Source organism: Microbacterium sp. CGR1, from assembly GCF_051062835.1.
Taxonomy (GTDB): domain Bacteria; phylum Actinomycetota; class Actinomycetes; order Actinomycetales; family Microbacteriaceae; genus Microbacterium.
The window spans coordinates 129,738-152,897 of record NZ_JAOTPG010000002.1 but is presented as its reverse complement, the minus strand read 5'-3'; the positions used below and the strand labels follow the sequence as shown (position 1 = coordinate 152,897).

At 68.5% G+C, this 23,160-nt stretch carries 22 protein-coding genes; 7 read left to right on the top strand and 15 right to left on the bottom strand.

Going from position 1 to position 23,160, the window contains the following annotated elements:
- Positions 1-98 precede the first annotated feature (98 nt).
- Complete coding sequence (locus OD997_RS15685) at positions 99-653, bottom strand: hypothetical protein (protein ID WP_434332517.1); 555 nt, start codon at positions 651-653, stop codon at positions 99-101.
- A 58-nt stretch (positions 654-711) separates the two neighbouring features.
- Positions 712-1,272 carry a TetR/AcrR family transcriptional regulator gene (locus tag OD997_RS15680; protein WP_434332516.1) on the bottom strand — a complete coding sequence of 187 codons (561 nt, stop codon included), beginning with the start codon at positions 1,270-1,272 and terminating at the stop codon, positions 712-714.
- 66 nt (positions 1,273-1,338) lie between these two features.
- Here OD997_RS15680 and OD997_RS15675 point away from each other — a divergent pair, with 66 nt between their 5' ends.
- Positions 1,339-1,815 (top strand): DUF4188 domain-containing protein, encoded by a 477-nt coding sequence (locus OD997_RS15675; RefSeq protein ID WP_434332515.1) that lies wholly within the window; start codon positions 1,339-1,341, stop codon positions 1,813-1,815.
- Positions 1,816-1,836: 21 nt separating this feature from the next.
- On the opposite strand, the gene OD997_RS15670 is transcribed toward OD997_RS15675, so the two are convergent.
- The 8 genes from OD997_RS15670 to OD997_RS15635 all read right to left on the bottom strand — a co-directional run bounded on the left by OD997_RS15670 (position 1,837) and on the right by OD997_RS15635 (position 10,341).
- A complete protein-coding gene (locus OD997_RS15670; protein WP_434332514.1) occupies positions 1,837-2,559 on the bottom strand; it encodes a DUF6882 domain-containing protein in 723 nt (240 codons plus the stop codon).
- A 22-nt stretch (positions 2,560-2,581) separates the two neighbouring features.
- Positions 2,582-3,829, bottom strand: coding sequence for an MFS transporter (locus tag OD997_RS15665; RefSeq protein WP_434332513.1), 1,248 nt, complete (start codon positions 3,827-3,829; stop codon positions 2,582-2,584).
- 62 nt (positions 3,830-3,891) lie between these two features.
- A complete protein-coding gene (locus OD997_RS15660) occupies positions 3,892-4,695 on the bottom strand; it encodes an HpcH/HpaI aldolase family protein (protein WP_434332512.1) in 804 nt (267 codons plus the stop codon).
- Positions 4,680-5,465, bottom strand: coding sequence for a fumarylacetoacetate hydrolase family protein (locus tag OD997_RS15655; RefSeq protein ID WP_434332511.1), 786 nt, complete (start codon positions 5,463-5,465; stop codon positions 4,680-4,682). Before OD997_RS15655 ends, OD997_RS15660 begins: the two co-directional genes overlap by 16 nt.
- A gap of 40 nt (positions 5,466-5,505) precedes the next feature.
- Positions 5,506-6,669, bottom strand: coding sequence for a 3,4-dihydroxyphenylacetate 2,3-dioxygenase (gene hpaD, locus OD997_RS15650; protein WP_434332510.1), 1,164 nt, complete (start codon positions 6,667-6,669; stop codon positions 5,506-5,508).
- Between the two features lie 14 nt (positions 6,670-6,683).
- The gene (hpaE, locus tag OD997_RS15645) at positions 6,684-8,180 is read right to left on the bottom strand and encodes a 5-carboxymethyl-2-hydroxymuconate semialdehyde dehydrogenase (protein ID WP_434332509.1); all 1,497 of its coding nucleotides are present in this window, start codon (positions 8,178-8,180) and stop codon (positions 6,684-6,686) included.
- Entirely contained in the window at positions 8,177-8,863 is a 687-nt protein-coding gene (locus tag OD997_RS15640; RefSeq protein ID WP_434332508.1) for a GntR family transcriptional regulator, read from the bottom strand. The genes hpaE and OD997_RS15640 overlap by 4 nt, the downstream gene beginning before the upstream one ends.
- Positions 8,860-10,341 carry a fumarylacetoacetate hydrolase family protein gene (locus tag OD997_RS15635; protein WP_434332507.1) on the bottom strand — a complete coding sequence of 494 codons (1,482 nt, stop codon included), beginning with the start codon at positions 10,339-10,341 and terminating at the stop codon, positions 8,860-8,862. The genes OD997_RS15640 and OD997_RS15635 overlap by 4 nt, the downstream gene beginning before the upstream one ends.
- A gap of 141 nt (positions 10,342-10,482) precedes the next feature.
- Here OD997_RS15635 and OD997_RS15630 point away from each other — a divergent pair, with 141 nt between their 5' ends.
- Positions 10,483-11,862 carry an MFS transporter gene (locus tag OD997_RS15630; protein ID WP_434332506.1) on the top strand — a complete coding sequence of 460 codons (1,380 nt, stop codon included), beginning with the start codon at positions 10,483-10,485 and terminating at the stop codon, positions 11,860-11,862.
- 112 nt (positions 11,863-11,974) lie between these two features.
- Here OD997_RS15630 and OD997_RS15625 read toward each other — a convergent pair whose 3' ends face one another.
- Positions 11,975-12,676: an IclR family transcriptional regulator gene (locus tag OD997_RS15625; RefSeq protein ID WP_434332505.1), complete on the bottom strand. Its 702-nt coding sequence runs from the start codon at positions 12,674-12,676 to the stop codon at positions 11,975-11,977.
- Between the two features lie 132 nt (positions 12,677-12,808).
- On the opposite strand from OD997_RS15625, the gene OD997_RS15620 reads away from it, so the two are divergent.
- Positions 12,809-14,680, top strand: a complete 1,872-nt coding sequence (locus OD997_RS15620; protein ID WP_434332941.1) for an FAD-dependent monooxygenase — start codon at positions 12,809-12,811, stop codon at positions 14,678-14,680.
- 29 nt (positions 14,681-14,709) lie between these two features.
- Here the strand turns inward: OD997_RS15620 and OD997_RS15615 are convergent, their stop codons facing one another.
- Entirely contained in the window at positions 14,710-15,924 is a 1,215-nt protein-coding gene (locus tag OD997_RS15615) for a hypothetical protein (protein ID WP_434332504.1), read from the bottom strand.
- 138 nt (positions 15,925-16,062) lie between these two features.
- Between OD997_RS15615 and OD997_RS15610 the strand changes: the two genes are divergently transcribed.
- Positions 16,063-16,443 carry a VOC family protein gene (locus OD997_RS15610; protein WP_434332503.1) on the top strand — a complete coding sequence of 127 codons (381 nt, stop codon included), beginning with the start codon at positions 16,063-16,065 and terminating at the stop codon, positions 16,441-16,443.
- A 19-nt stretch (positions 16,444-16,462) separates the two neighbouring features.
- Here the strand turns inward: OD997_RS15610 and OD997_RS15605 are convergent, their stop codons facing one another.
- The 3 genes from OD997_RS15605 to OD997_RS15595 are packed head-to-tail and all read right to left on the bottom strand — an operon-like array spanning position 16,463 to position 19,465.
- The gene (locus OD997_RS15605) at positions 16,463-16,897 is read right to left on the bottom strand and encodes an NUDIX hydrolase (protein ID WP_434332502.1); all 435 of its coding nucleotides are present in this window, start codon (positions 16,895-16,897) and stop codon (positions 16,463-16,465) included.
- A gap of 35 nt (positions 16,898-16,932) precedes the next feature.
- Positions 16,933-17,787, bottom strand: a complete 855-nt coding sequence (locus OD997_RS15600; protein ID WP_434332501.1) for a PhzF family phenazine biosynthesis protein — start codon at positions 17,785-17,787, stop codon at positions 16,933-16,935.
- A 28-nt stretch (positions 17,788-17,815) separates the two neighbouring features.
- Complete coding sequence (locus OD997_RS15595) at positions 17,816-19,465, bottom strand: thiamine pyrophosphate-binding protein (RefSeq protein ID WP_434332500.1); 1,650 nt, start codon at positions 19,463-19,465, stop codon at positions 17,816-17,818.
- Positions 19,466-19,669: 204 nt separating this feature from the next.
- Between OD997_RS15595 and OD997_RS15590 the strand changes: the two genes are divergently transcribed.
- Genes OD997_RS15590 through OD997_RS15580 form a run of 3 tightly spaced genes read left to right on the top strand, consistent with a single transcriptional unit; the run spans position 19,670 to position 23,114 of the window.
- Positions 19,670-21,352: a circularly permuted type 2 ATP-grasp protein gene (locus OD997_RS15590; RefSeq protein WP_434332499.1), complete on the top strand. Its 1,683-nt coding sequence runs from the start codon at positions 19,670-19,672 to the stop codon at positions 21,350-21,352.
- The gene (locus OD997_RS15585) at positions 21,346-22,272 is read left to right on the top strand and encodes an alpha-E domain-containing protein (RefSeq protein WP_434332498.1); all 927 of its coding nucleotides are present in this window, start codon (positions 21,346-21,348) and stop codon (positions 22,270-22,272) included. The genes OD997_RS15590 and OD997_RS15585 overlap by 7 nt, the downstream gene beginning before the upstream one ends.
- Positions 22,269-23,114 carry a transglutaminase family protein gene (locus tag OD997_RS15580; RefSeq protein WP_434332497.1) on the top strand — a complete coding sequence of 282 codons (846 nt, stop codon included), beginning with the start codon at positions 22,269-22,271 and terminating at the stop codon, positions 23,112-23,114. Before OD997_RS15585 ends, OD997_RS15580 begins: the two co-directional genes overlap by 4 nt.
- Positions 23,115-23,160 lie beyond the last annotated feature (46 nt).

Below are 23,160 nucleotides of genomic sequence, written 5' to 3'. Positions count from 1 at the left end.
GTCGGTCCCGATCTGCGCATCCGGTCCCGATCCGCTGATTTCTCCCGCCGATTCGTCCGCGAATCGGGGCGAGGTCCGCAGATCGGGACCGTCTGCGTTCAGCCGAGCTCGTCGAGCATCCGTCGCTGCTCGGGGGTCAGACCGTCGTGGAGCTCCTCGCGCGCCTCGGCGGTGGCGGGCGCCTGTGCGGCGGGGGCTGCAGAGCCCGGGGCGGCCTTCCTGCCCGACACCTTGCCCTGCACCACGTCGTACAGCTCGCCGGCCTTCGCCCGCAGCTTGTCGTCGACCTGGTCGTAGATCATCCAGCCGAAGAGCAGGAACAGCGGAGGAAGCGCGTAGCTCCAGAAGCCGGAGGCGCGGACGCCGCTCAGCCACACGACGGCCACCCAGATGAGGAGCTCGACGAGGTAGACGAGGACGTACTGCACGACCTTCTCACCGGTCTTGGTGCGGTCGGCTGCGGACTTGGCTGCCGCCTTGCGGAACGCGCCGGTGAGCAGCGGCTTCACGAACAGCGCCGCGAGAGTCAGGATGACCGCGGCCCAGAGCGCGTGGAACCCGACGGAGACACCCGCTGACAGCAGGCCGATGAGGAGCAGCACCGCGACGTTGAACACGTAGAGGGCGGCGAACCGGACGATTCCGTTCTTCATGCGACCAGAATTCCACACTCCCGGATGCGGTGGCACCTCTCGGGCGAGACGGGAGTGTTCAGCGGGCGGGGAAGGCCCGCTCGACCGCATCCACCACCGCGTCGTAGACGGAGTCCCAGGGGACGAGCGGGGGAGTGACTCCGGCGAGCTCGAGGCTCACGGCGCCATGCACCTGCGCCCAGACGGTGAGGGCTGCGGCCATCACCTCGGGCTCGTCGACTCGCGCGGCGAGTGCGCGCACGAGGGGCGCCATGGCCGTGCTCATGGTCGCGTCGTCCGGGCGGCAGTCGTCGGTGGCCACCCCGCCGCCGAACATGAGGCGATAGAGCGCCGGGTTGGCCATGGCCCACGACCGGTACGCGAGCCCGAGAGCGCGCAGCCCCTGTGGCTCGGCCGCTGCCTGCGTATCGCCGAACGACGCGAAGCCATGCTCGATGACGGCCACGAGCAGCTCGGTCTTGCCGCCGAACAGCGCGTAGACCGCCGAGGTCGAGGTGCCCGCGTTCTGCGCGATGTCGCGCAGGCTGATCCGCTCAGGACCCTTGTCGTCGACCATCTCGGCTGTCGCCTCCAGGAGGCGGCCGCGCAGTGCGTCGTCGTACAGAGGAGGTCTTGCCATGGAGTCGAGCTTACCGTAACGTTGTTGCATAACGCAGTTACATAACAACGTTCCAAGGAGAATCCCATGGCTCAGCAGGTCTTCCCCGGTCGGTTCACGGCCTCGCCGGAACGCTCGGACGTCACGGTCTTCCTGATCGGGATGCGGGCGAATCGGTGGTGGCAACTGGGGCGCGTGATGCGCACGGCCAGCAAGATGCCGCCGATGCTGCGGCATCTTGCGACGCATGAGGATGCGGGGATGCTCGGAGCCCACAGCTGGTTCGGTCGCACGACCATCCTGTTGTCGTACTGGGAGAGCCCCGAGCACCTGCAGCGCTTCGCCGCCGACCGCGACGCGCCGCACCTGCAGCCGTGGCGCGACTTCATGCGCACGCTGCAGGGGAGCGGAAGCGTCGGGGTCTGGCACGAGACCTATCAGGTGCCGGTGGCGGACCTCGAGGCTGTGTACGTCGACATGCCGGTGTTCGGACTCGCGGCGGCCACCGCGCATGCACCGATCGGCCCCGGAACGAAGACAGCGCGTCAGCGGCTGGGCCGCTGACGCGCTGTTCTCGTTGGGAGATCAGCCCTGCGGGTGCAGGCTGCTCTCGATGTTGGTGATGCGCGCCTGCTCATCGAAGCGGAACGTCGCCGTGCCGGTGCTGTCGGCGATCGTGGCGCCGCTGAACGACTCATCGGTCCAGGTGAGAGTCCATCCGGCCAGGCGGACGGCGTCCCAGACCGCGGTGCGAGCATCGGACATCGCGAGGCCCGCCAGGATGCGGGGAAGCACGATCGCCGCGGATGCGACGGTGAGCGGGGGGAGCGGGGCGTCGAGAAGGAACACCGCGTACGTGCCGCCGCCGACCGGAGCGAGGTAGTACGGCGCCCGGCCGGTGAGCTCGACGGCCACGCCGCCGACCGTGTGGGCCGCCTGCGTGATCCACTCGGCATCGCCGGCGGCGTCTTCGGGGAAGGGCAGCTCGGTCTGGCTCAGCTCGGCGATGCCGTGCTCGGTGCCGTAGTCGCGCAGCTGCGCGGCGACACCGGCGGAGTCTCCCTGCGGGTGCGCCCACGCCCAGAGCAGTGAGCGGGGTCCTGGTGCGATCGTCGCGACGAGGTGCGCGCGCGTCACGATCTGACGGGAGGCGTCGTCATTCGAGGTGAACGTGAGGGTGCCTGCCGCCATATCGGCGTCCCAGCGATTGTCGCCGAGGCTCTCGAGTGCGGTGGCCAGGGCATCCTGGCGGAGAGCGGTGAACAGTGCGGCACGGTCTGCGAGCGGCTGGAGCGCGGCGAAGGTCATTCCCCCAGTCTCACCCGGATTGCTATGAATCCGCCAACTCCTCGCGCGGCGACACCGCATCCGCAGGGCGCCCCATGCGCCAGACGCTGGGCACCAGCAGGGTCACCACCGCGATCGATGCGTACAGGATCCCCGAGGTGATCAGGACCGTCTCGACGTCGCTGTGCGTGATGAGCCAGCCGTACACGAGGGTGCCGATGGGCATCACGACGTAGCTTCCGAGCATGTCGTAGCTCGAGACACGCGACAGCTTGTCGCCGGGCACGTTCTCCATCATCGCGAGGTTCCACCCGGTGCTGAACACCTCGGCTCCCGCACCGGCGATGAACGCGGCGATGGCCAGCAGGATCACGGCGGGGTGGATGCCGAGCACCGTCAGCGGGATCGCGAACGCGGCCATGCCGATCATCCCGTAGCGCAGTGGACGCCTCAGCGGGAACCACATCAGGATGAGCGTCATCAACAGGATGCCGACGCCTTCGGCGCTGACCACCCACCCCCACCCGGCGATCCCGAGCCGTTCGTCGTTCTTCGCGATGTACGGACCGACGACTCCCCAGGCGCCGATGTGGATCGCGTTCATCACCATGAAAGCGAGCACGATCACCCACAGCCACGTGCGACCCCAGAACTCCTGCCAACCGACTCGGAGGTCGTGGAACATCGTGGTTCCGCCCGCATGACCAGGCGGTGGGAGCCTGACCATGGCCAGGACGGGGATCGCGATGACCCAGCCGATCCCCTGCACGACCATGGCCCAGGCGGGGCCTGCGGCAGCGACCACGATGCCGGCGATGATCGGGCCGCCGATCGTGGTCGCAGAGCGTACGAACGACAGCATCGCGTTCGCCTGCTGCAGGTGCTCGGGGGAGGTGAGCTGCGGGATGATCCCCTGCATCGCCGGCAGCACGAACGCGGTGGAGGCTCCGTTCACGACCGACAGCAGCGCGAGCAGGGGAACCGTGGCGGTGCCGCTGAACAGGAGCGCCGCCATCGCGCCGACGGTGAGGATGTCGATGACGTAGCAGGACTGGATGATGAGCGCGCGCGGCAGTCGGTCGGCGATCACTCCGCCGAACAGCAGGAAGACGATGTTGCTGACGGTGAAGGCGGCGAGCACGAGCGACAGGGACCGCGCGTCGTTGTCGATCTCGAGCACCGCGAAGGCCAGGGCTATCGACGACATCGACCCGGCGATCAGCGTGATCGCGCGGGCGAGGAAGAACCAGCGGAATCCCTTGTCCTGCATCGCGGCGAGAGCACGGATCATGACGGCGCCTCGCTTCTCTGCATCCGTCGATCCTCCCACGTCGGTGAGGCGCGGCGAGGGTGTCAGTAGCTGGCGCGGGTCGCGTCGTCGGATGCCGGGATGAAGCGGGCGGCGAGCGCCTCGGACGCCCGCGCGAGCATCGCCACGTCGGCGCCGACTGCCACGAAGTCCGCACCAGCGGCGATGTAGGCATCGGCAGCGCTCGGGTCGAAGGCGTTGACGCCCACAGGCTTGCCCGCATCCTTCACCGCGGCGAAGACCTGCTCGACCGCGCTGACCACGTCGGAGTGGGTCTGCTGTCCGAGCAGTCCCATCGACGCCGAGAGGTCGGAGGGCCCCACGAACACCGCATCCACGCCGTCGATGGCCGCGATCTCGGCGGCGGCCTCGACCCCCGCGGCCGTCTCGATCTGCACGGTCAGTGACGTGTGCCGAGCCGAGTCCTGCAGGTACCGATCAACGCGGTTCCAGCGGGCGCTGCGCGCGAGCGCACTGCCGACACCGCGCACACCCTCGGGCGGATAACGGGTCGCGGCGACGGCTGCACGCGCCTCATCGACCGACGAGACCATCGGCACGATGAGGTTCTGCGCGCCGAGATCGAGGACCTGCTTGATCGCCACCGCGTCGTTCGACGGGACGCGCACCACCGGGGTGATCGGATAGGCGGCGACGACCTGCAGCTGCAGGAGGGTGGACTCCAGCGTGTTCGCAGAGTGCTCCATGTCGATCAGCATCCAGTCGAGGCCGGATCCTGCGGCCACCTCGGTCACGAGCGGGCTGCCGGAACACGCCCACATGCCGATCAGTGCACGGTCGGAGGCGGCGAGCTGCTCGCGAAAGGAGGGGCTCAGATGAAGCGGCATTCGATCGTTCCCATCGGTCCGTAGTCGCACAGCACCTGATCGCCGCGCGACACCCACATCGGGCGTGTGAACGATCCTGCCAGGATGATCTCCCCGGCCTCCAGACGCGCGCCGTGCTGGTGGAACTTGTTCGCGAGCCACGCGACACCGGTGGCGGGGTGACCCAGCACGCCGGCTGCGACGCCGGTCTCCTCGATCTCGCCGTTGCGCGACAGCACGCCGGGCACCCAGCGGAGGTCGATCTCGTCCGGGCGCTTGCGAACGGTTCCGAGCACCATCGCGCCGTATGCGGCGTTGTCGCTGATCGTGTCCACGATCGTGCGCCCCTCGAGCTCGATATGCGAGTTCAGCACCTCGAGCGCCGGCACCGCGTAGTCGATCGCCGCGAGTGCGTCGTCGAGAGTGCAGTCGGGGCCCTCCAGCGGATGCTTCAGCACGAAGGCGAGTTCGACCTCGATGCGCACGTTCGAGAAGTGGTCGACCGGGATCTCGGCGCCGGATTCGTAGACCGTGTCATCGAACATCACGCCGTAGTCGGGCTCGGTGATGCCCGTGGCCTGCTGCATCGCCTTGGATGTCAGACCGATCTTCCGACCCACGAGGCGACGCCCGGCGGCGATCTGCGAGTCGCGCCACACGCCCTGGATCGCGTACGAGTCCTCGACCGTCGCCTCCGGATACCGTGCGGTGATGCGCTGGATCACGGAGTGGTTCCGGTCGGCCTCGGCGAGTTCCGCGGCGATCTGCGTGACGGTGTCTGCGGACAGCATCCGTTCCTGCTTCCTGTATCTGAACCTGCGGGCGAATCGATCAGAGCTGGTGGCCGAGCTTGTACTCGCCCTGCTTGTACTCGGGCATGTCCTTCTCGTCGTCGGGCCGCGTGTACGAGAACCCGTCGGCGCCGATCGTGACGGCCATCTCGGAGCTGTCGGTGCGGGCGACGACCGGCTGCGGGTTGCCGTCGAGGTCGAGCACGAGCGAGGCCTCGGTGTACCAGGAGGGCACGACCGGGTTGCCCCACCAGTCACGACGCTGGTTGTCGTGCACGTCCCACGTGATCACCGGGTTGTCGGGGTCGCCCGTGTAGTAGTCCTGCGTGTAGACCTCGACGCGGTGACCGTCGGGGTCGCGCAGGTACAGGTAGAACGCGTTCGAGACGCCGTGACGGCCTGGGCCGCGTTCGATGGCGTCGGAACGGCGGAGAGCGCCGAGCTTGTCGCAGATCGCGAGGATGTTGTGCTTCTCGTGCGTCGCGAAGCACACGTGGTGCATGCGGGGCCCGTCGCCGCCGGTCATCGCCGTGTCGTGCACGGTGGGCTTGCGGCGCATCCAGGCGGCGTACACGGTGCCCTCGTCGTCCTGGATGTCCTCCGTCACGCGGAACCCGAGGTCCTGCATGAACTTGACGGCGCGGGGCACGTCCGGGGTGACCTGGTTGAAGTGGTCGAGACGCACGAGCTCGCCGGGGATGTGCAGGTCGTAGCGCCACGACATCCGCTCGACGTGATCCGACTGGTGGAAGAACTCGATGGGGAAGCCCAGCGGGTCGACCACGCGCACGGAGTCGCCGACGCCCTTGACGAAGCCGTCGGGGTTGCGGCGCACGTCGCAGCCGAGCTCGGTGTAGAACGCCACGGCCCGGTCGAGGTCCGAGGCGTCGCGGACGCGGTACGAGAACGCGGCGACCGCGGCGATCGGACCCTTGCGCAGCACGAGGTTGTGGTGGATGAACTCCTCGGTCGAGCGGAGGTAGATCGCCTCATCGTCCTCCTCCGTGACGTACAGGCCGAGCACGTCGACGTAGAACACCCGGGAGGCCGCGAGGTCGGTGACGACCAGTTCCATGTAGGCGCAGCGCAGCACGTCCGGCGGCGTGCTCTCGGGGGTCGGGACGGGGTTGTCGGTCTGGATCGGAGCCTCCTGGCTCACGTAGTAGCCCGATGAGGTCAGCGTCTTCGCAGTCTTGTCGGTCATCGCAGGGTCCTTGCTCAGTTCTTGCCGAAGGTCGGGTTGTGGGCGCCGCCGAGCGTGATGTGCACGCTCTGCTGGTCGGTGTAGAAGTCGATCGAGCGGTAGCCGCCCTCATGGCCGAGGCCCGAGGCCTTGACGCCGCCGAACGGGGTGCGGAGGTCGCGCACGTTGTTGCTGTTCAGCCACACCATTCCGGCCTCGACGGACTGAGCGAAGTTGTGTGCGCGCTTCAGGTCGTTCGTCCAGATGTAGGCGGCGAGGCCGTACTTCGTGTTGTTCGCGAGCGCGAGCGCCTCCTCATCGGAGTCGAACGGCGTGATCGCGACGACCGGACCGAAGATCTCCTCCTGGAAGATGCGGGCGTCGGGGGAGACGTCGGCGAACACGGTCGGGGCGACGAAGTTGCCCGTATCGAACCCCTCGGGGCGTCCGCCGCCGGCGACGAGACGGCCCTCGGTCTTGCCGATCTCGACGTAGCTCATCACCTTGTCGTAGTGCTCGGGGTGCACGAGCGCGCCGACTTCGGTCGCCGGCTCGTGCGGGTAGCCCACCGTGACGCGCTTCGCCTGCGCCGCGTAGCGCTCGACGAACTCCTCGTAGATCGAGCGCTCGACGAGGATGCGGGAGCCTGCGGTGCAGCGCTCACCGTTGAGCGAGAACACTCCGAAGATCGTCGCGTCGACCGCGGCCTCGAGGTCGGCGTCGGCGAACACGACGGCGGGCGACTTGCCGCCGAGCTCCATCGACAGGCCCTTGAGGAACGGAGCCGCGTTGCCGAAGATCAGCTGCCCGGTCGAGCTCTCGCCCGTGAACGAGATGAGTGGCACGTCCGGATGCTTCACGAGCGCGTCTCCGGCATCCTCGCCGAGTCCGTTCACGAGGTTGAAGACACCGGCAGGCAGCCCTGCCTCCTCGAAGATTCCTGCCCACAGCGAGGCGGAGAGCGGCGTGAACTCGGCGGGCTTCAGGACCACCGTGTTTCCGGTCGCGAGCGCGGGGCCGAGCTTCCACGACTCCAGCATGAACGGCGTGTTCCACGGCGTGATGAGGCCCGCGACGCCGATCGGCTTGCGGTTGACGTAGTTCATCTGCTTGCCCGGAACCTTGAAGGCGTCGTCGGACTGGGCGACGATCAGATCGGCGAAGAAGCGGAAGTTCTCGGCGGCGCGGCGGGCCTGGCCGAGGGCCTGCGTGATCGGGAGGCCGGAGTCGTAGGACTCGAGCTCGGCGAGGCGGGCGTCGCGCGACTCGACGATGTCGGCGATCCTGTGCAGCACGCGCGAGCGCTCCCGGGGGAGCATCCGCGGCCAGGGCCCCTCGTCGAACGCGCGCTTCGCTGCCGCGACGGCGAGCTCGATGTCGGCCTTCTTGCCGGCGGCGGCGGTCGTGTAGGTCTTGTTCGTCACAGGGTCGAGCACATCGAAGGTGTCGCCGTCGACCGAGTCGACGAATGCGCCGTCGATGTAGTGCTGAATGTGGTCGGGCAGGTCGGCGGGGATGCGGGAATCGGTCATGACTCGTCTCCTGGGTTGTGGTGAGAACGTGCGTGGAGGGCATCGAGGAAGGCATCCCTCGTGCGAAGGCGGTGGTTGCGGGCAGCGAGCTCGATCTCGAGCGGGTCCGCACCCGAGCGGATCAGCTCGAGGATCTCGGCATGCTCTTCGACCGAGTGCTGGGCGCGCCCCGGCACATACGCGAAGGTCGAATCGCGGATGCCGGAGAGCCGAGCCCACCCTCGGTGCACCAGATCGAGCAGGTGCGGGTTCGGGCACGGCTCGAAGAGCAGCGAGTGGAACTGTCGGTTGAGCTCGGTGAACGCGTGCGCGTCGAGATGACCGAGCATCTGGATCATCCGCTCGTTGACCGCTTCTGCCGCGTCGAGCGCCTCGGCGCCGAGCAGCGGAGCGGACAGTGCAGTGGCCGCACCCTCGACGAGACCCAGCGTCTGCATGGTGTGCGCGTACTCGCTCTCGTCGACGAGGGTCACCCTGGCGCCGACATTGCGCTCGAATGTCACGAGGCCCTCGGCTTCGAGGCGCCGGATGGCCTCGCGCACAGGCACGACGCTCATGCCGAGTTCCTCGGCCAACGACCCGAGCACGAGCCGGTAACCGGGTCCGAAGACATGTCCGGAGATCCGCATGCGGATCCAGTCGTAGGCCTGCTCCGACTTGCTGGAGCTCGCGACGGTGGTCATGACCGGGACCCGCCGTCGGATGCCGAACCGGTCGCCGCCTCGTACTTCTCACGCCAGGCGGCGTTCAGGGGGAACAGCCCGTCGACGGGGTGGCCGGCCACGACCTGCTCGGCGATCCAGGCGTCTTCGATCTCCTGGGCGAGAGCGTCGTCCGCCACCTGCTCGGCGAGGGCCGGCGGGATCACGATCACGCCGTCGCCGTCGCCCACGATGATGTCGCCCGGCTGCACCGTGGCGCCTCCGCAGGAGATCGTGATGTCGGAATCCCACGGCACGTGCTTGCGTCCGAGGACCGAGGGGTGTGCACCCTGAGAGAAGACCGGAAGTCCGATCTCGGCGACCGCATCGAAGTCGCGCACGCCGCCGTCGGTGACGACTCCGGCCGCGCCACGGGCGCGAGCACGCAGCGCGAGGATGTCGCCCAGCGTCCCGGTCGTCGCGTCGCCTCTGGCCTCGATGACGATGATCTCGCCCTCGTCGACGGCGTCGAAGGTGCGCTTCTGCGCGTTGTAACCGCCGCCATGGGTCTTGAACAGGTCTTCACGGAAGGGGACGAAGCGCAGAGTCTTGGCGGTGCCGACGATCTTGCTGCCCGGGATGTTCGCGGCCACGCCGTCGATGAAGCACGAATGATGCCCCCGCTTGCGCAGCTGGGCCGACAGGCCGGCGTTCGGCGCCTCCATCAGCTTCGCGCGCAGCTCGGGGGAGAGCGCGGGCGTGGTCGACTCGGCAGGGAGGCCTGCCTCTTCGCGAGAGCCCCAGGCCTCGGTCCTCTGCAGGTCGTCGACGGAGGGGAGGGATCCGATGTCACCGTCGAACGGGACCTCGCCCTGGGTGACCGTGGTCACGAGTCGGCCGGAAGAGGGGGAGCCGGCGGCATCCGGAGCATCGACCTCGACCTCGACCACGTCGCCCGGCACGATCACCGATGATCCGGCGGGAGTGCCGGTGAGGATGACGTCACCGGGTTCGAGCGTGAAGTGCTGGGAGAGGTCGGCGACCAGCTGCGCGAGCGGGAAGATCAGCCCGGCGGTCGTGTCGTCCTGCCGCAGCTCTCCGTTGACCCAGGCGCGGACGCGAAGAGCGGCCGGGTCGACGGTGCGTGCGTCGATGAGCTCGGGGCCGAGAGGGGTGTACCCGTCGCCGCCCTTCGAGCGGACGTTGGAGCCCTTGTCGTTGGCGCGCAGGTCGTAGAGTCCGAGGTCGTTCGACGCGGTGACACCGCCGACGTGGGTCCACGCGTCCTCGAGGGACACGTTCCGCGCTGCGGTGCCGATGACGAGAGCGATCTCGCCCTCGAACGCGAGCAGCTCGGTGCCGGCGGGACGCTCGACCGTACCGCCGGATACGCCGACGGAGCTCGACGGCTTGAAGAAGTAGGAGGGGGCTGCGGGCCTGCGGCCACGCTGATCGGCACGTGAGGCGTAGCTCAGGTGGATCGCGATGATCTTGCCGGGGCGGGTGATGGATGCCGTCACGGTGCGCCTCCTCGCGCTTTCGACGACGCCTTGTGCGTCGTATTCGAAATCATATATCATCGTGTCACCCCTCGGCAAGCAACTCGAATCACCTCGTGAGCGAGCCGTGACAATGCGGTCACAATCAAAGGAGACACCCCTATGAGCGGGCAGTCACAGGCGGGTTTCACCCCCACCGGAACCATCGCGACGGCAGCCGACAGGCGCCGCGTCGTCTTCGCTACAGTCGTCGGAACCACCGTCGAGTGGTACGACTTCTTCATCTATGCCACGGCCGTCGGTCTGGTCTTCGGTCAGCTGTTCTTCGAGCCGCTGGGTGCGAACAGCGCCATCATCGCCTTCGCGACGGTGGGCGTCAGCTTCCTCTTCCGGCCGCTCGGGGCCTTCCTCGCGGGGCACTTCGGCGACAAGCTCGGACGCAAGACCGTGTTGATGTGGACGCTGATCCTGATGGGGGCGGCGACCGCGCTCATCGGAATCCTGCCCACGTACGATGCGATCGGCATCACCGCGCCGATCCTGCTGGTGCTGCTGCGCATCATCCAGGGCATCTCGGCCGGTGGGGAGTGGGGCGGCGCTGTGCTGATGGCCGTCGAGCACGCCCCGCGCGCCAAGCGAGGGATCTTCGGTGCCTCACCTCAGATCGGCGTGCCGCTCGGTCTGCTGCTCGCGTCGGGCGTCATGGCGCTCATGACGGCGATCGCACCCGGTGACCAGTTCGCGATCTGGGGCTGGCGCATTCCGTTCCTGCTCAGCGTCGTGCTGATCCTCGTCGGCTACTACGTGCGTCGCAAGGTCGAGGAGAGCCCCGTCTTCACCGAGCTCGCCGAGCGCAAGGAGAAGGCGACGATGCCGATCGTGCAGCTGTTCCGCAAGCACCTGCTGCTCGTGATCATCGCGGCGTTCGTGTTCGCCGGCAACAACGCCGTCGGCTACATGACGACGGGCGGCTACATCCAGGGGTACGCCACGAACCCGGAGGGCCCGATCGGTCTCGACCGGGGAGCCGTGCTCTGGGCGGTCGCCGGATCTGCGGTGACCTGGCTGCTCACGACGCTGCTCGCCGGATGGATCTCCGACCGGATCGGTCGCCGTACCACCTACATCCTCGGCTGGGCCATGCAGCTCGTCGGCGTCTTCACGCTGTTCCCGCTGGTCAACACAGGCGAGATCGGCCTGCTGTTCGCGGGTCTCGCGATCCTCACGATCGGCCTCGGGTTCACCTACGGGCCGCAGGCGGCGCTGTACGCCGAGCTCTTCCCCGCCAGCATCCGCTTCTCGGGGGTCTCGATCTCGTACGCGATCGGCGCGATCGCCGGCGGTGCGTTCGCGCCCACCATCGCGACCGCGATCGTGCAGGCGACAGGGTCGACGCAGGCGGTCACCTGGTATCTCGCGGGTATGACGGTGCTCGGCCTGATCGCCACACTGCTGCTGCGCGACCGCTCCGGCATCCCTCTGGGCCCGGACCACGAGGAGGAGCAGTCCGTGAGCCCGATTCGTGGGCTCGCCAAGGTCTGATCTCGGCCAGCCGTTCACCTTCAGCATCGACGATGGTGCAGGCGATGCGTCGCTCCGGTCTATCGGGGCGACGCATCCGCCGTCTCCCGCTCACGCTGAATTGTGAACGGCGTCAGCCCTCGAGTGCGTCGCGGATCGCGGATGCCGAGAGCCGGAGGCGGTCGGCGATCTCGGCGTCGTCGAGATCGGTCGCGACGTGCACCACGGCGATCGCCGCAGGGCGTTGACCGCGGAGAACGAGCGGGACCGCGACCGACTGCACGGTGGGGATGACCTCGTCGTGGCTCGTGGCGTACCCGCGCATGCGCGCCTCGTCGACGTCGGCGCGCAGTGAGCTGCTCGCGTGGTCGGGCCACTCCGACGCGGCGAGCTGCGTCAGGATCGCCTTGCCCGGCGCGCCGACGGTCACGGAGTGGCGGGCGCCCGGGCGCTGGGCGACGCTTGCGATCGCGTGCCGGGGTTCGATGCTCGCGAGTGTGATGCAGTCATCGCCGTCGAGCACTCCGAGAAAGCAGGTCATGCCGAGTTCGTTCGCGATCGCGGTGAGTTCGGGGAGCGCCTCGGCTTGCAGGTCGTGGGCGACGCCGGCCGCGAGGGCGGCCATGCGGGGGCCCAGGGTGACGGAGCCCGATGCGTCGCGCCCGATGAGCCGGTGGTCTTCCAGCGTGCGCAGCAGTCGGTAGGCGATCGAGCGATGCACGTCGAGCCGCGCGGCGATCTCGTCGATCGTGAGGGGTGTGCGTGCATCGGCCAGCACTTCGAGGATGCGGATGCCGCGGCTGAGGGTCTGCGAGGCCGGAGTGCCTTCGGGCATGCGTGCGCTCCCTTGCGTTCGTCGACGGGTGGCTTTAGAGTGTGTTCAATAGTAGAACGGTGTGTTCGAATATAGAACAAAACTCGTTCGATGGCAACACCTGACAGAGAAGTCCGGAAGGAATCGACGACGATGCAGTTCCACCACCACGGCTATGTCTCCGGAGACCCGCGTGTGAAAGATGCCGTGGGCATCGGCACCGACCGCCCCGCAGACCTGCCAGACGAGATCGACGTCCTCATCGTCGGCTCCGGCCCCGCCGGCATGCTGCTCGCCGCACAGATGTCGCAGTACCCCGACGTCTCCACGCGCATCATCGAGAAGCGTGAGGGCCGTCTGGTGCTCGGCCAGGCCGACGGCATCCAGCCGCGCAGCGTCGAGACGTTCCAGGCCTTCGGCTTCGCCGAGCGGATCATCGCCGAGGCCTACAACATCGGGTGGATGAACTTCTGGGGCCCGAACCCCGACGAGCCGAGCGAGATCGTGCGCACCTCACGCACCGCCGACTACGCCTACGACATCTGCGAGTTCCCGCACCTGATCGTCAACCAGGCGCGCGTGCTCGACTACTTCGCAGAGGCCGCGGCGAACGGCCCCGGTCGCATCGCCCCCGACTACGGCATCGAGTTCGTGGGGCTGAACGTGCACGACGAGGGCGAGTACCCGGTCGAGGTCGCGCTGCGGTACGTCGCGGGGGAGCGGGCGGGCGAGGAGCGCACGATCCGAGCCAAGTACGTCGTGGGCTGCGACGGCGCGCGCAGCGGTGTGCGCCAGGCCATCGGACGCACGCACGTCGGCGGGAGCGCCGCACACGCCTGGGGTGTCATGGACGTTCTCGTGAACACGGACTTCCCGGACTGGCGCACCAAGTGCGCGATCAACTCGGAAGCGGGCAACATCCTGCACATCCCGCGCGAGGGCGGATACCTCAGCCGGATGTACATCGACCTCGGCGAGGTCGCAGAGGATGACGACCACCGAGTGCGGCAGACCCCGATCGAGGAGATCATCCGCAAGGCGAACGCGATCCTGAGCCCCTACACGCTGGACGTGAAGGAGGTCGCCTGGCACAGCGTCTACGAGGTCGGGCACCGGGTGACCGACGGGTTCGACGACGTGATCGACGGGTCGGGCCGCACGCCGCGAGTGTTCCTCACCGGTGATGCCTGCCACACGCACAGCGCGAAGGCCGGGCAGGGCATGAACGTCTCTATGCAGGACGGCTTCAACCTCGGGTGGAAGCTCGGATCCGTGCTCACCGGGCGGGCGCCCGAGGCGCTGCTCGCGACGTACGGTGCCGAGCGTCGACCAGTGGCCCAGCAGCTCATCGACTTCGACCGCGAGTGGTCGACCCTGATGGCGCGCAAGCCCTCGGAGATCACCGATCCCAACGATCTCGCGACCTACTATCTCGCGACAGCGGAATTCCCCTCCGGGTTCATGACGCAGTACACCTCGTCGATGATCACCGGCTCCGACGCGTACCAGGCGCTCGCCGCGGGGTTCCCGCTCGGCAAGCGATTCAAGTCGGCGGAGGTCGTGCGGGTGGGTGACGGCAACGCGATCCACCTGGGACACCACGCCAAGGCGGACGGGCGCTGGCGCGTCTACGCCTTCGCCGGCCGCGACACGGCGAGCCTCGACGCATGGGCAGCAGACGCTGCGCCGGTGTTCGAGCGGTTCACGCCCGCGGATGCCGACACCGACGCGGTGTTCGACGTGAAGGCGATCTACCAGCAGCCGTATGAAGAGGTCGAGGTCACGTCGGCTCCCGCGCTCTTCCAGCCGAAGACCGGTCCGCTCGGACTCACAGACTGGGAGAAGGTCTACGCCGCGGGGCCGTCGAAGTGGACCGAGACCGACATCTTCGAGGCACGTGAGCTGTCGCGGGACGGTGTCGTGGTGGTGGTGCGCCCCGATCAGTACGTCGCGGCCATCCTGCCGTTGGATGCCGTCGATGAGCTGACGTCGTTCTTCGAGGGAGCACTGCTGCCGGCATCCTGAGGGGCGGCAGCATGGTTTGGATCTGACGCTCATCCCTCCGCAGCGGATGCGGTGCGCGCCCGCTGCGCCGCTGCCTGCTTCTGCCGGGCGAGCCAGGTGTGGTCGGCGATCGCAGCTCGGAGTTCGGTCGAGTAGTCCCTTCCGTCGTCGGGGTATCGACGGAGGTTCCGCAGATGGAAGGGGGATTCTTCGCGATGGGGTCCGCTGCGGTCGATGCGCCGGGCGAGCTCGGTGAGGGTGTCGCGGCCCGCTTCGCGGTACTGGCGGCGCTCGGCGTCATCCAAGCGGATCAGGCACGAGTCGTCGAGCATCGAGCTGATCGTGTACCGGGAGTCGAGGTACAGGTCGCCGTGCTGTTCGACCAGGAACCACGATCCGGGCTCATGGTCGACGTAGCGCATCGCCTCTCGTGCCGCGGCGATGCGAGCGGCGTCGCCCCATCGTTCGACGGGAGGGACCGCTTCGTGGGGTCGTCGCAGTGCGGCATCCAGAGGGTGATGGCTGAACGTCGGTGAGGAGTCGCGATACAGGGTGAGACATGCGACCCGACCGCACGCGGTGCAGGTGACCTGGCTCTCCACCCGCTCCAAGAGGGCGGAGGCGTGCAGGGGGCGGAGATCGGCGAGGGGCACCGGCCCGTCCTTGCTCGTGAGTACTCCTGCCTCGAGGCCGTGGACGAGACGGTGGATCGTGCCGTCCAGATCGAAAAGACCGTCCTCGGCGCGTGCGATCAGCTCGCGGCACACGGGGCAGCCGTCGTGGGCCGGACGGCACGTGTCCTTCGGGTCATCCACGGAGAAGGCAACCCGCTGCAGGTCACCGGCTCTGCGGCCTCCGTACTTCACGAACTCCGGGCGCAGATACGCGGCCTCGAGCACGAAGTAGCGGTCGCCCTCTGCGAACCTCCACGGGACGTCGAAGCTCGCTCTGAAGTCGGCGAACGTCGCGCTGTTGCCGATCCCGGGGATCCACTCGGCCACGTCGAGTCCCCGCGGGGCGAACGACGTGGGTGTGAGGTGCAGGACCACGGCGATGACCACGTCGTCATGCAGCACGATCTCCCCACCGGATCCGAATCGCAGGTGCTGCGAGAGCACGACCGGCTCCCCGATCCGATACGCGGCGGTCTCTGCAGGTGCGGTGCCGAACGCGGCGATCAGATCTCTCACGGCGAGGTCGCCCTGCGGCTTGCCGAGTGCCTCGATGATCAGCTGCATCCGGTCATGCTCTCGTCGTCGCGTCACCGGACCAGTATCCGTCACCGATGAGCACGCGCGCGGCCAGTCATCGGGGTTCGGGAGCGCCACCGCTCTGGCGGGTGTCGGAAGCCCCGCGTAGCCTGAGGGCCGATGGGCGCCGACGCCCACAGCGAGGAGCGCATGATGACTTGGAAGATCGAGCTCATCTTCGTGCCGGTGACCGACGTCGACCGCTCGAAGGAGTTCTACACGAAGATCGGATTCAACCCCGACCACGACCAGGTTCCGTACGAGGGCCTGCGCTTCGTGCAGATGACTCCGCCGGGGTCCGCCTGCTCGATAGCCTTCGGCACGGGGCTCGATATTCCTCTCGAGCCGGGGCAGCAGAAGACGATCCAGGTGGTGGTGCCGAACGCCGATGAGGCGAAGGCACAGCTCGAAGCCGTGGGCGTGACGACCAAGGGCGTCGAAGACCTGGGCTGGGGGCGCTTCGTCTGGTTCGACGACCCGGACGGCAACACCTGGACTCTTCAGGAACTGCCCGACTACAGCGCGCAGGCCTGACGCGGCGGGAGACCCGAGGTCAGCGTGCGGAGATCGTGCGCAGGGCCTCTGGCGCGCCCTCCGGAAAGAGCACGCGGACGCCGGACTCGATGTCCGCGAGGGGCACCCAGCGCACAGGACTGCCCTCATCGAGGATGCGGAGCTCTGCGTCGAGAGGCACGGCATCGAGCGCTGCGGACGACACTGCGAAGACGTGGGCGATCTCGTGCCCGGGTTCGCCCTCGTACGTGAAGATGTTCTCGAAGACGCCGAGCGGATCGGCGCCCTCGAGCTCGACGCCGAGCTCTTCCATGAACTCTCGCCGCAGCGCCTCCACCGCCGTCTCACCGAACTCGATCCCCCCGCCGATCGCACGGAGGAAGTCGAGTCCGCGTGAGCGGTCGTGTCCTTCGAGGGCGAGCAGATGCCCGTCCTTCACGGGGAGGCCGACGGCGATGTTGCGGATGGCAGGCATCCCGGAAGGCTAACGCAGGAGCACAGGCACGGGGCTCATGACAGGCGGAACGCGCCGCCGGACACCACGATGCCGCCGGTCGGCGGGATCGTCACGGTGAGCAGGCTCGGCCTGCGCACGTGCGCGCCCTGATGGATCCGGACGCTGTGCTCCTGGTGCCCCAGGTCCCGCAGGTACGCGCCGACGGATGCCGCCGCTGATCCCGTCGCCGGGTCTTCGGTGATGCGACCGACCGGGAACAGGTTGCGCGCGTCGAAGTCCGCAGGACCCACCGCGTGCAGCACCGTCACGGTGCCGAGCCATCCCTGTTCCCGCATGAGCGCGGCGACGTCGGCGGGAGAGAAGCGGAACTGATCGAACAGCTCTCGGTCGCGGAGAGTGATGACCGGATGCCAGTTGCCGGCGAACGCCTCCTTCGGAGGGAAGCGCTCGTCGAGATCCGCGACGTCGACGCCCAACAGGCTCAGGAGTCTCTCGAGCACCGATGGATCGAGATCGCGCACCTGGGGCTCGACGCTCGTGAACGACACGATGATCCGTCCGTCTGCGTCGGCGACCGATCGCAGCGTGACGGCCCTGGCATCGGTGTCGAAGACCACGTCGCCGGTGCCGTCGCGCTCGGCGAGGGCGACGGCGGTGGCGACCGTCGCGTGACCGCAGAACGGCACTTCCGCCGCAGGCGACCAATAGCGCACACGATAACGAGGAATCGGTGCATCCGCGGCCCGGCCGACGATGAACGCGGTCTCCGAGTATCCGACGTCGGCGGCGATGCGCTGCATCCGCTCGTCGTTCATGCCGCCTGCGTCGAGGACGACCCCTGCCGGATTCCCTCCAGCGGGGGTCGCCGCGAAGGCGCTGTAGCGCAGGACGTCGAGATCATCGGTCATGACGAGGAGCCTAGTGATCAGACGACGCTCACGAGTTCACGCGGATGATCTCCTGCTGGTACGGCGCGATGACGTCGCCCGAGATGCGGAGGTCGAGCAGGAGGAAGCGTCGAGTCGCGGCATCCTCTTGCGCCCAAGCGGCGAGTCGATCGAGGTCTGCAAGGGACTTCACGACGACGCCCTCGGCACCGACAGCGGCGCCGAACGCGGCGAAGTCGACCTCGGGGATGCGCATCGGGCCGTCGGCAAGTCCCTTGAGACCGTACAGGTTGACCTCGGCGCCGTAGGCGGCGTCGTTCCAGATCACCGCGATGCCGCGGCCCTGGGCGGCGCGCACGGCGGACTCGAGGTCAGCGATCGCCATCAGGCCTCCGCCATCGCCCGACGTCAGTACGACGGTCGACTCGCGGCGGGCGAGGGCCGCGCCGACCACACTCGGCCAGCCCTGTCCGATCGACTGGAACGCGGTGCCGACCATCATCATGCGGTCGGGGGCCTCGACCGGCCAGTACATGTTCGCCCAGCCGATGAAGTGCCCGCCGTCGGAGACGACGACGCGGTCGCTCGGCAGCAGCTCGGCGATGCGGCGTGCGGCGGATCGGGGGTCGAGGCGTCCGTCGGCGGCGAGGTCGTCGCCCTCGTCGTATGCGCGGGCGGCGGCGACGTCGACGGTCTCGCGCCACGGTGCCGACGGCGAGGCGGAGCCGACCCGGGCGACGAGCTCCTCGGCGGCGAGGCGGGCGTCCGCACGGACGAAGCCGCCGACATGAGGATGCGTGGCAGCCGGGGCGATGTCGACCTGGAACACGCGGGTGCCCGGAGCGAAGAGCTCGCCGAAGCGCATCGTGAACTGGTTGAGGGAGGCCCCGAACACGACGGCGACGTCGGCGCTGCGCACGAGCTCCATGGCGCCGTCGGCACCGAAGCCCCCGGTCACTCCGAGGTCGTACTGCGTCTCGGGGAACACGCCGCGACCGAGTGCCGACGATGCGGTGAGTGCGCCGGTCAATCGGGCGAGCTCGCCCAGCGCATCACCGGCACCTGCCAGCCAGGCGCCGCGGCCGGCGAGCAGGAACGGGCGGGATGCTCCGGCCAGCGCTGCGGCGATCTCACCCAGCGTGCCCTCGGCGAACTCGCCGCGAGGGGCGAGCGGTGCGGGGAGCCGCGGCGCCGGTGCCTCGGGCACGACGCCGGCCTCGAGGGCGGCCACGTCGTAGGGGATGGCCAGCACGACCGGCACGCGGTAGGTCAGCGCGTGCTCGATCGCGATCACGGTGGTCGCGGCGGCATCGGCGCGACCGACCGTATACGTGCGGGCGCCGACGGCCGAGGCGAGCGCGATCTGATCGACATCCCACGGACGAGGGCCCGAGGTCGGCTCATCGCCGACCACGAGCACGAGCGGCACATGAGCCTGCACCGCCTCGGCGAGAGCCGTGAGCGTGTTGGTGAACCCCGCGCCGTAGGTCGAGGTGCCGGCGGCGATGCGTCCGGAGGCCCGGAAGTGCGCGTCGGCGGCGACGACCGCGCCCTGCTCGTGGCGGACGGCGGTGAAGACCGCATCCGTCTGCGTCTCGATCGCGTCGAGGAAGTAGGCGTTGCCGTTGCCCATCACACCGAAGACGGCGTCGATGTGCTGGGCGAGGGTGTGAGCGACGTGCGCGGAGACAGTGGGCATGGGGAAGCCTTTCGAGACAGGGACGGAGAACGTTCGATTCCGTATGTGTCTCGCCCCCGCATCATCGTGGGGTGCTTCGTGCCTCTTTTTCAGGCACCGGCGGCAGAGAGCGCCGGACCAGTCGATCCTACAGCCGCGGTCGCTGTCGCGGCTCCGTCTCGTGCACGTAACACCGCCGAAACGGTGGCAGGGAAACATGCGGTCATGGAGTCGCTGTTCAACGGATACACCTCGCGTCGATCACCCCACCGGGCGGGGGCCGCTCCGTGGGACGAGATGTTCCCCGCGGATGCCGCACCGGGCGGCGAGGGAGTCCGCATTCCCTACAAGGACATGTACCCGGCGCTCGCGCGCATGGATGACGCGGAGCTCCGGGCTCGTACGGATGCACTCGCGAGCTCGTATCTCGCGCAGGGAGTGACGTTCGACTTCGCCGGCGAGGAGCGTCCGTTCCCGCTCGACGTGGTTCCTCGGGTGATCGCCGCCGACGACTGGACGCTGGTCGAATCCGGCGTGAAGCAGCGCGTCCGGGCGCTCGAGGCATTCCTCGCTGACGCCTACGGGCCGCAGCTGGCGGTGCAGGACGGGGTGATCCCCGCGCCGCTGATCAGCTCGTCCTCGCACTTCCATCGTCAGGCGGCGGGGATCGTGGGGGCCAACGGCGTCCGCATCCACGTCGCTGGCATCGATGTCATCCGCGATGAGGCAGGCGCCTGGCGTGTGCTCGAGGACAACGTGCGCGTGCCCAGCGGCGTCAGCTACGTGCTCGCCAACCGTCGGGTGATGGCCCAGACGCTCCCCGAGCTGTTCACCAGCCTGCGGGTCCGACCGGTCGTCGACTATCCCGGCCACCTCCTGCAGGCGCTGCGCGCGGCAGCTCCCGCGGGGGTCGACGATCCGACGGTGGTGGTGCTGACCCCCGGTGTGCACAACTCCGCGTACTACGAGCACACGCTGCTGGCCCGCATGATGGGCATCGAGCTGGTCGAGGGACGTGACCTGTTCTGCTCGGCAGGTCGCGTGTGGATGCACACCACGGCAGGCCCCACCCGCGTCGATGTGATCTACCGACGCGTGGATGACGAGTTCCTCGACCCGCAGCAGTTCCGACCGGATTCCGTGCTCGGAGCCCCGGGATTGATGCTCGCCGCCAGGCTCGGCAACGTGACGCTGGCGAATGCCGTCGGCAACGGCGTCGCCGACGACAAGCTCGTCTACACGTATGTGCCGGACCTGATCCGCTACTACCTGGGGGAGGAGCCGGTGCTCCCGAACGTCGACACCTGGCGGCTCGAGGAGCCGGACGCTCTCGAGGAGGTGCTCGATCGGCTCGACGAACTCGTCGTGAAGCCGGTCGACGGCTCGGGCGGCAAAGGCCTCGTCGTCGGACCGGATGCATCGCGCGAGACGCTCGACGAGCTTCGCAAGACGCTGCTCGCTGATCCGCGAGGGTGGATCGCGCAGCCGGTGGTGCAGCTGTCGACGATCCCGACGCTCGTCGAAGACGGGTTCCGCCCTCGGCATGTCGACCTGCGACCGTTCGCGGTCAACGACGGACAGGACATCTGGGTTCTCCCCGGCGGACTCACGAGGGTGGCGCTGCCCGAGGGGCAGCTCGTCGTGAACTCCAGTCAGGGTGGGGGATCGAAGGACACCTGGGTGCTGGACCCGTCTCTGTTCACCGGGCCGACGGCGACCGTGGCGGGAGAGCCCGACCCCGCCGCCGACGAGGTGTCTCTCGCCACCGGGGCCATCGCGATCGTGTCGCCGCATCGCGAGGAGTCTCATCAGCCGTTCCTCTCGTCGCCGCAGGACGAGGACCTCGAACTGCGTCACCACCAGCAACAGCAGCAGCAACAACAGCAGCAGGGGGGTGCGACGTGCTGAGTCGGATCGCGGAGGCGCTGTTCTGGATCGGACGATACGTCGAGCGGGCTGACGGCACCGCGCGGATCCTCGATGTGCATCTGCAGCTGCTGCTCGAGGATCCGTGGGTCGAGGAGGACACCGCCTGCCGCGCGCTCCTCTCGGTCATGGGCACGACCGCCGATGATGACACGGTGCTGAGCCGTGACGACGTGGTGCGGCTGCTCGCGCTCGATCGCGACCACTCCGCCTCGATCGCCCACTCGATCGCCTCCGCGAGGGAGAACGCGCGCCGTGCACGCGAGATCATCTCGACGGATCTCTGGGAGACGCTGAACGAGTCGAACGCGCGGATGCCACGGCGGATCGCCTCCGACAAGACGCACCCCTTCTTCCGATGGGTGCGCGATCGGTCGGCGCTCGCCTTCGGGGTCGTGGACTCGTCGACGAGCAGGGACGAGGCCTGGCACTTCTTCGTGCTCGGCCGCTCGATCGAGCGCGCCGACATGACTGCGCGTCTGCTGGCGACGCGGTCGCTCACGGAGGCGGGCGGACCCAGCTGGACGACGTTGCTGCGCAGCTGCGGTGCGTACGAGGCCCACCTGCGCAGCCATCGGGCCGTGCCGACCGGGGCCTCCGCGGTGGAGTTCCTGCTCGTCGATCGGCTGTTCCCGCGGTCGGTGCTCTCGAGCATCCTCCAGGCCGAGGACTGCCTGCGCGGGATCGATCCCGCTGGCGCCTTCGGAACCCCCGATCGCGCCCACAGGGTGCTGGGTCGCATGCGATCCGAGCTGGAATACCGACCGATCGGCGACACCGTGCATCGTCTGTCCGAGAGCATGGAGGAGGTCCAGGCGGGGATGTCGATGGCGAGTGATGCGATCAGAGAGCGGTACTTCCCGTCGATCGCGATGCCGGTGTGGATCGGAGAGGCGCTGTGAGCCGGCTGCGGATCGTGCACCGCACGGGATTCCGCTACGAGCAGCCGGCCACGGCGTCATACAACGAGGCGCGGATGCTGCCGCACTCGCGTGACGGGCAGTTCGTGCTGCAGGCGGCTCTCGACATCTCGCCGACGGCGACGCAGCACTCGTATTCGGACTACTGGGACACGCGCGTCTCGACCTTCGAGGTGCTCACCCCGCACCAGGAGCTCTCGGTCACGGCGACCAGCGTGGTGGACGTCAGGCCGCTGCCCCTCGCAGGTGCCGGCATCGACTGGGACGAGCTCGCCGCTCGCATCCCGCTGTCGCTCGCCCTCGCGGAATGCGTGACGCAGACGCCGGCGACCGAGCCGGACGAGGAGATGCGTGAGCTCGCGCTGCGGATCGAAGCCGAGGGCGGAGGGGTCGATGAGACGGCCTTCGAGATCTGCAGGACCGTGGGAGAGGCGATGGAGTATCGCAGCGGCGTGACCGGGGTGAGCTCCACGGCGCGCGACGCCTGGCCCGCGCGATCGGGCGTCTGCCAGGACATCGCGCACGTCGCGCTCGGGGTGCTCCGGGCGGCAGGGATCCCGGCCCGGTACGTCTCGGGGTACCTCCACCCCGACCCGGCCGCGGCGATCGGACAGTCGGTGACGGGGGAGTCGCACGCCTGGGTGGAGTGGTACTCCGGCGAATGGCGCGGCTACGACCCGACCAACCTCGTCGACGTCGGGGAGTCGCACGTCTACGTCGGACACGGGCGCGACTACGCCGACGTCGCTCCGCTGCGCGGCGTGTACGCCGGGCCCAGTGCATCCGAGCTGTTCGTCTCGGTCGAGATCACCCGCCTGGGGTGAGCAGGTTCATGGTCGGACAGCGTGCGGCGGTGGGGAAGAATGAGAC

Excerpts from the sequence above, each read along its gene's own strand:
- OD997_RS15685 (WP_434332517.1), bottom strand. The coding sequence starts at position 653 with ATGAAGAACGGAATCGTCCGGTTCGCCGCCCTCTACGTGTTCAACGTC.
- OD997_RS15680 (WP_434332516.1), bottom strand. The coding sequence starts at position 1,272 with ATGGCAAGACCTCCTCTGTACGACGACGCACTGCGCGGCCGCCTCCTG.
- OD997_RS15675 (WP_434332515.1), top strand. The coding sequence starts at position 1,339 with ATGGCTCAGCAGGTCTTCCCCGGTCGGTTCACGGCCTCGCCGGAACGC.
- OD997_RS15670 (WP_434332514.1), bottom strand. The coding sequence starts at position 2,559 with ATGACCTTCGCCGCGCTCCAGCCGCTCGCAGACCGTGCCGCACTGTTC.
- OD997_RS15665 (WP_434332513.1), bottom strand. The coding sequence starts at position 3,829 with ATGATCCGTGCTCTCGCCGCGATGCAGGACAAGGGATTCCGCTGGTTC.
- OD997_RS15660 (WP_434332512.1), bottom strand. The coding sequence starts at position 4,695 with ATGCCGCTTCATCTGAGCCCCTCCTTTCGCGAGCAGCTCGCCGCCTCC.
- OD997_RS15655 (WP_434332511.1), bottom strand. The coding sequence starts at position 5,465 with ATGCTGTCCGCAGACACCGTCACGCAGATCGCCGCGGAACTCGCCGAG.
- hpaD (WP_434332510.1), bottom strand. The coding sequence starts at position 6,669 with ATGACCGACAAGACTGCGAAGACGCTGACCTCATCGGGCTACTACGTG.
- hpaE (WP_434332509.1), bottom strand. The coding sequence starts at position 8,180 with ATGACCGATTCCCGCATCCCCGCCGACCTGCCCGACCACATTCAGCAC.
- OD997_RS15640 (WP_434332508.1), bottom strand. The coding sequence starts at position 8,863 with ATGACCACCGTCGCGAGCTCCAGCAAGTCGGAGCAGGCCTACGACTGG.
- OD997_RS15630 (WP_434332506.1), top strand. The coding sequence starts at position 10,483 with ATGAGCGGGCAGTCACAGGCGGGTTTCACCCCCACCGGAACCATCGCG.
- OD997_RS15625 (WP_434332505.1), bottom strand. The coding sequence starts at position 12,676 with ATGCCCGAAGGCACTCCGGCCTCGCAGACCCTCAGCCGCGGCATCCGC.
- OD997_RS15620 (WP_434332941.1), top strand. The coding sequence starts at position 12,809 with ATGCAGTTCCACCACCACGGCTATGTCTCCGGAGACCCGCGTGTGAAA.
- OD997_RS15610 (WP_434332503.1), top strand. The coding sequence starts at position 16,063 with ATGACTTGGAAGATCGAGCTCATCTTCGTGCCGGTGACCGACGTCGAC.
- OD997_RS15605 (WP_434332502.1), bottom strand. The coding sequence starts at position 16,897 with ATGCCTGCCATCCGCAACATCGCCGTCGGCCTCCCCGTGAAGGACGGG.
- OD997_RS15600 (WP_434332501.1), bottom strand. The coding sequence starts at position 17,787 with ATGACCGATGATCTCGACGTCCTGCGCTACAGCGCCTTCGCGGCGACC.
- OD997_RS15595 (WP_434332500.1), bottom strand. The coding sequence starts at position 19,465 with ATGCCCACTGTCTCCGCGCACGTCGCTCACACCCTCGCCCAGCACATC.
- OD997_RS15590 (WP_434332499.1), top strand. The coding sequence starts at position 19,670 with ATGGAGTCGCTGTTCAACGGATACACCTCGCGTCGATCACCCCACCGG.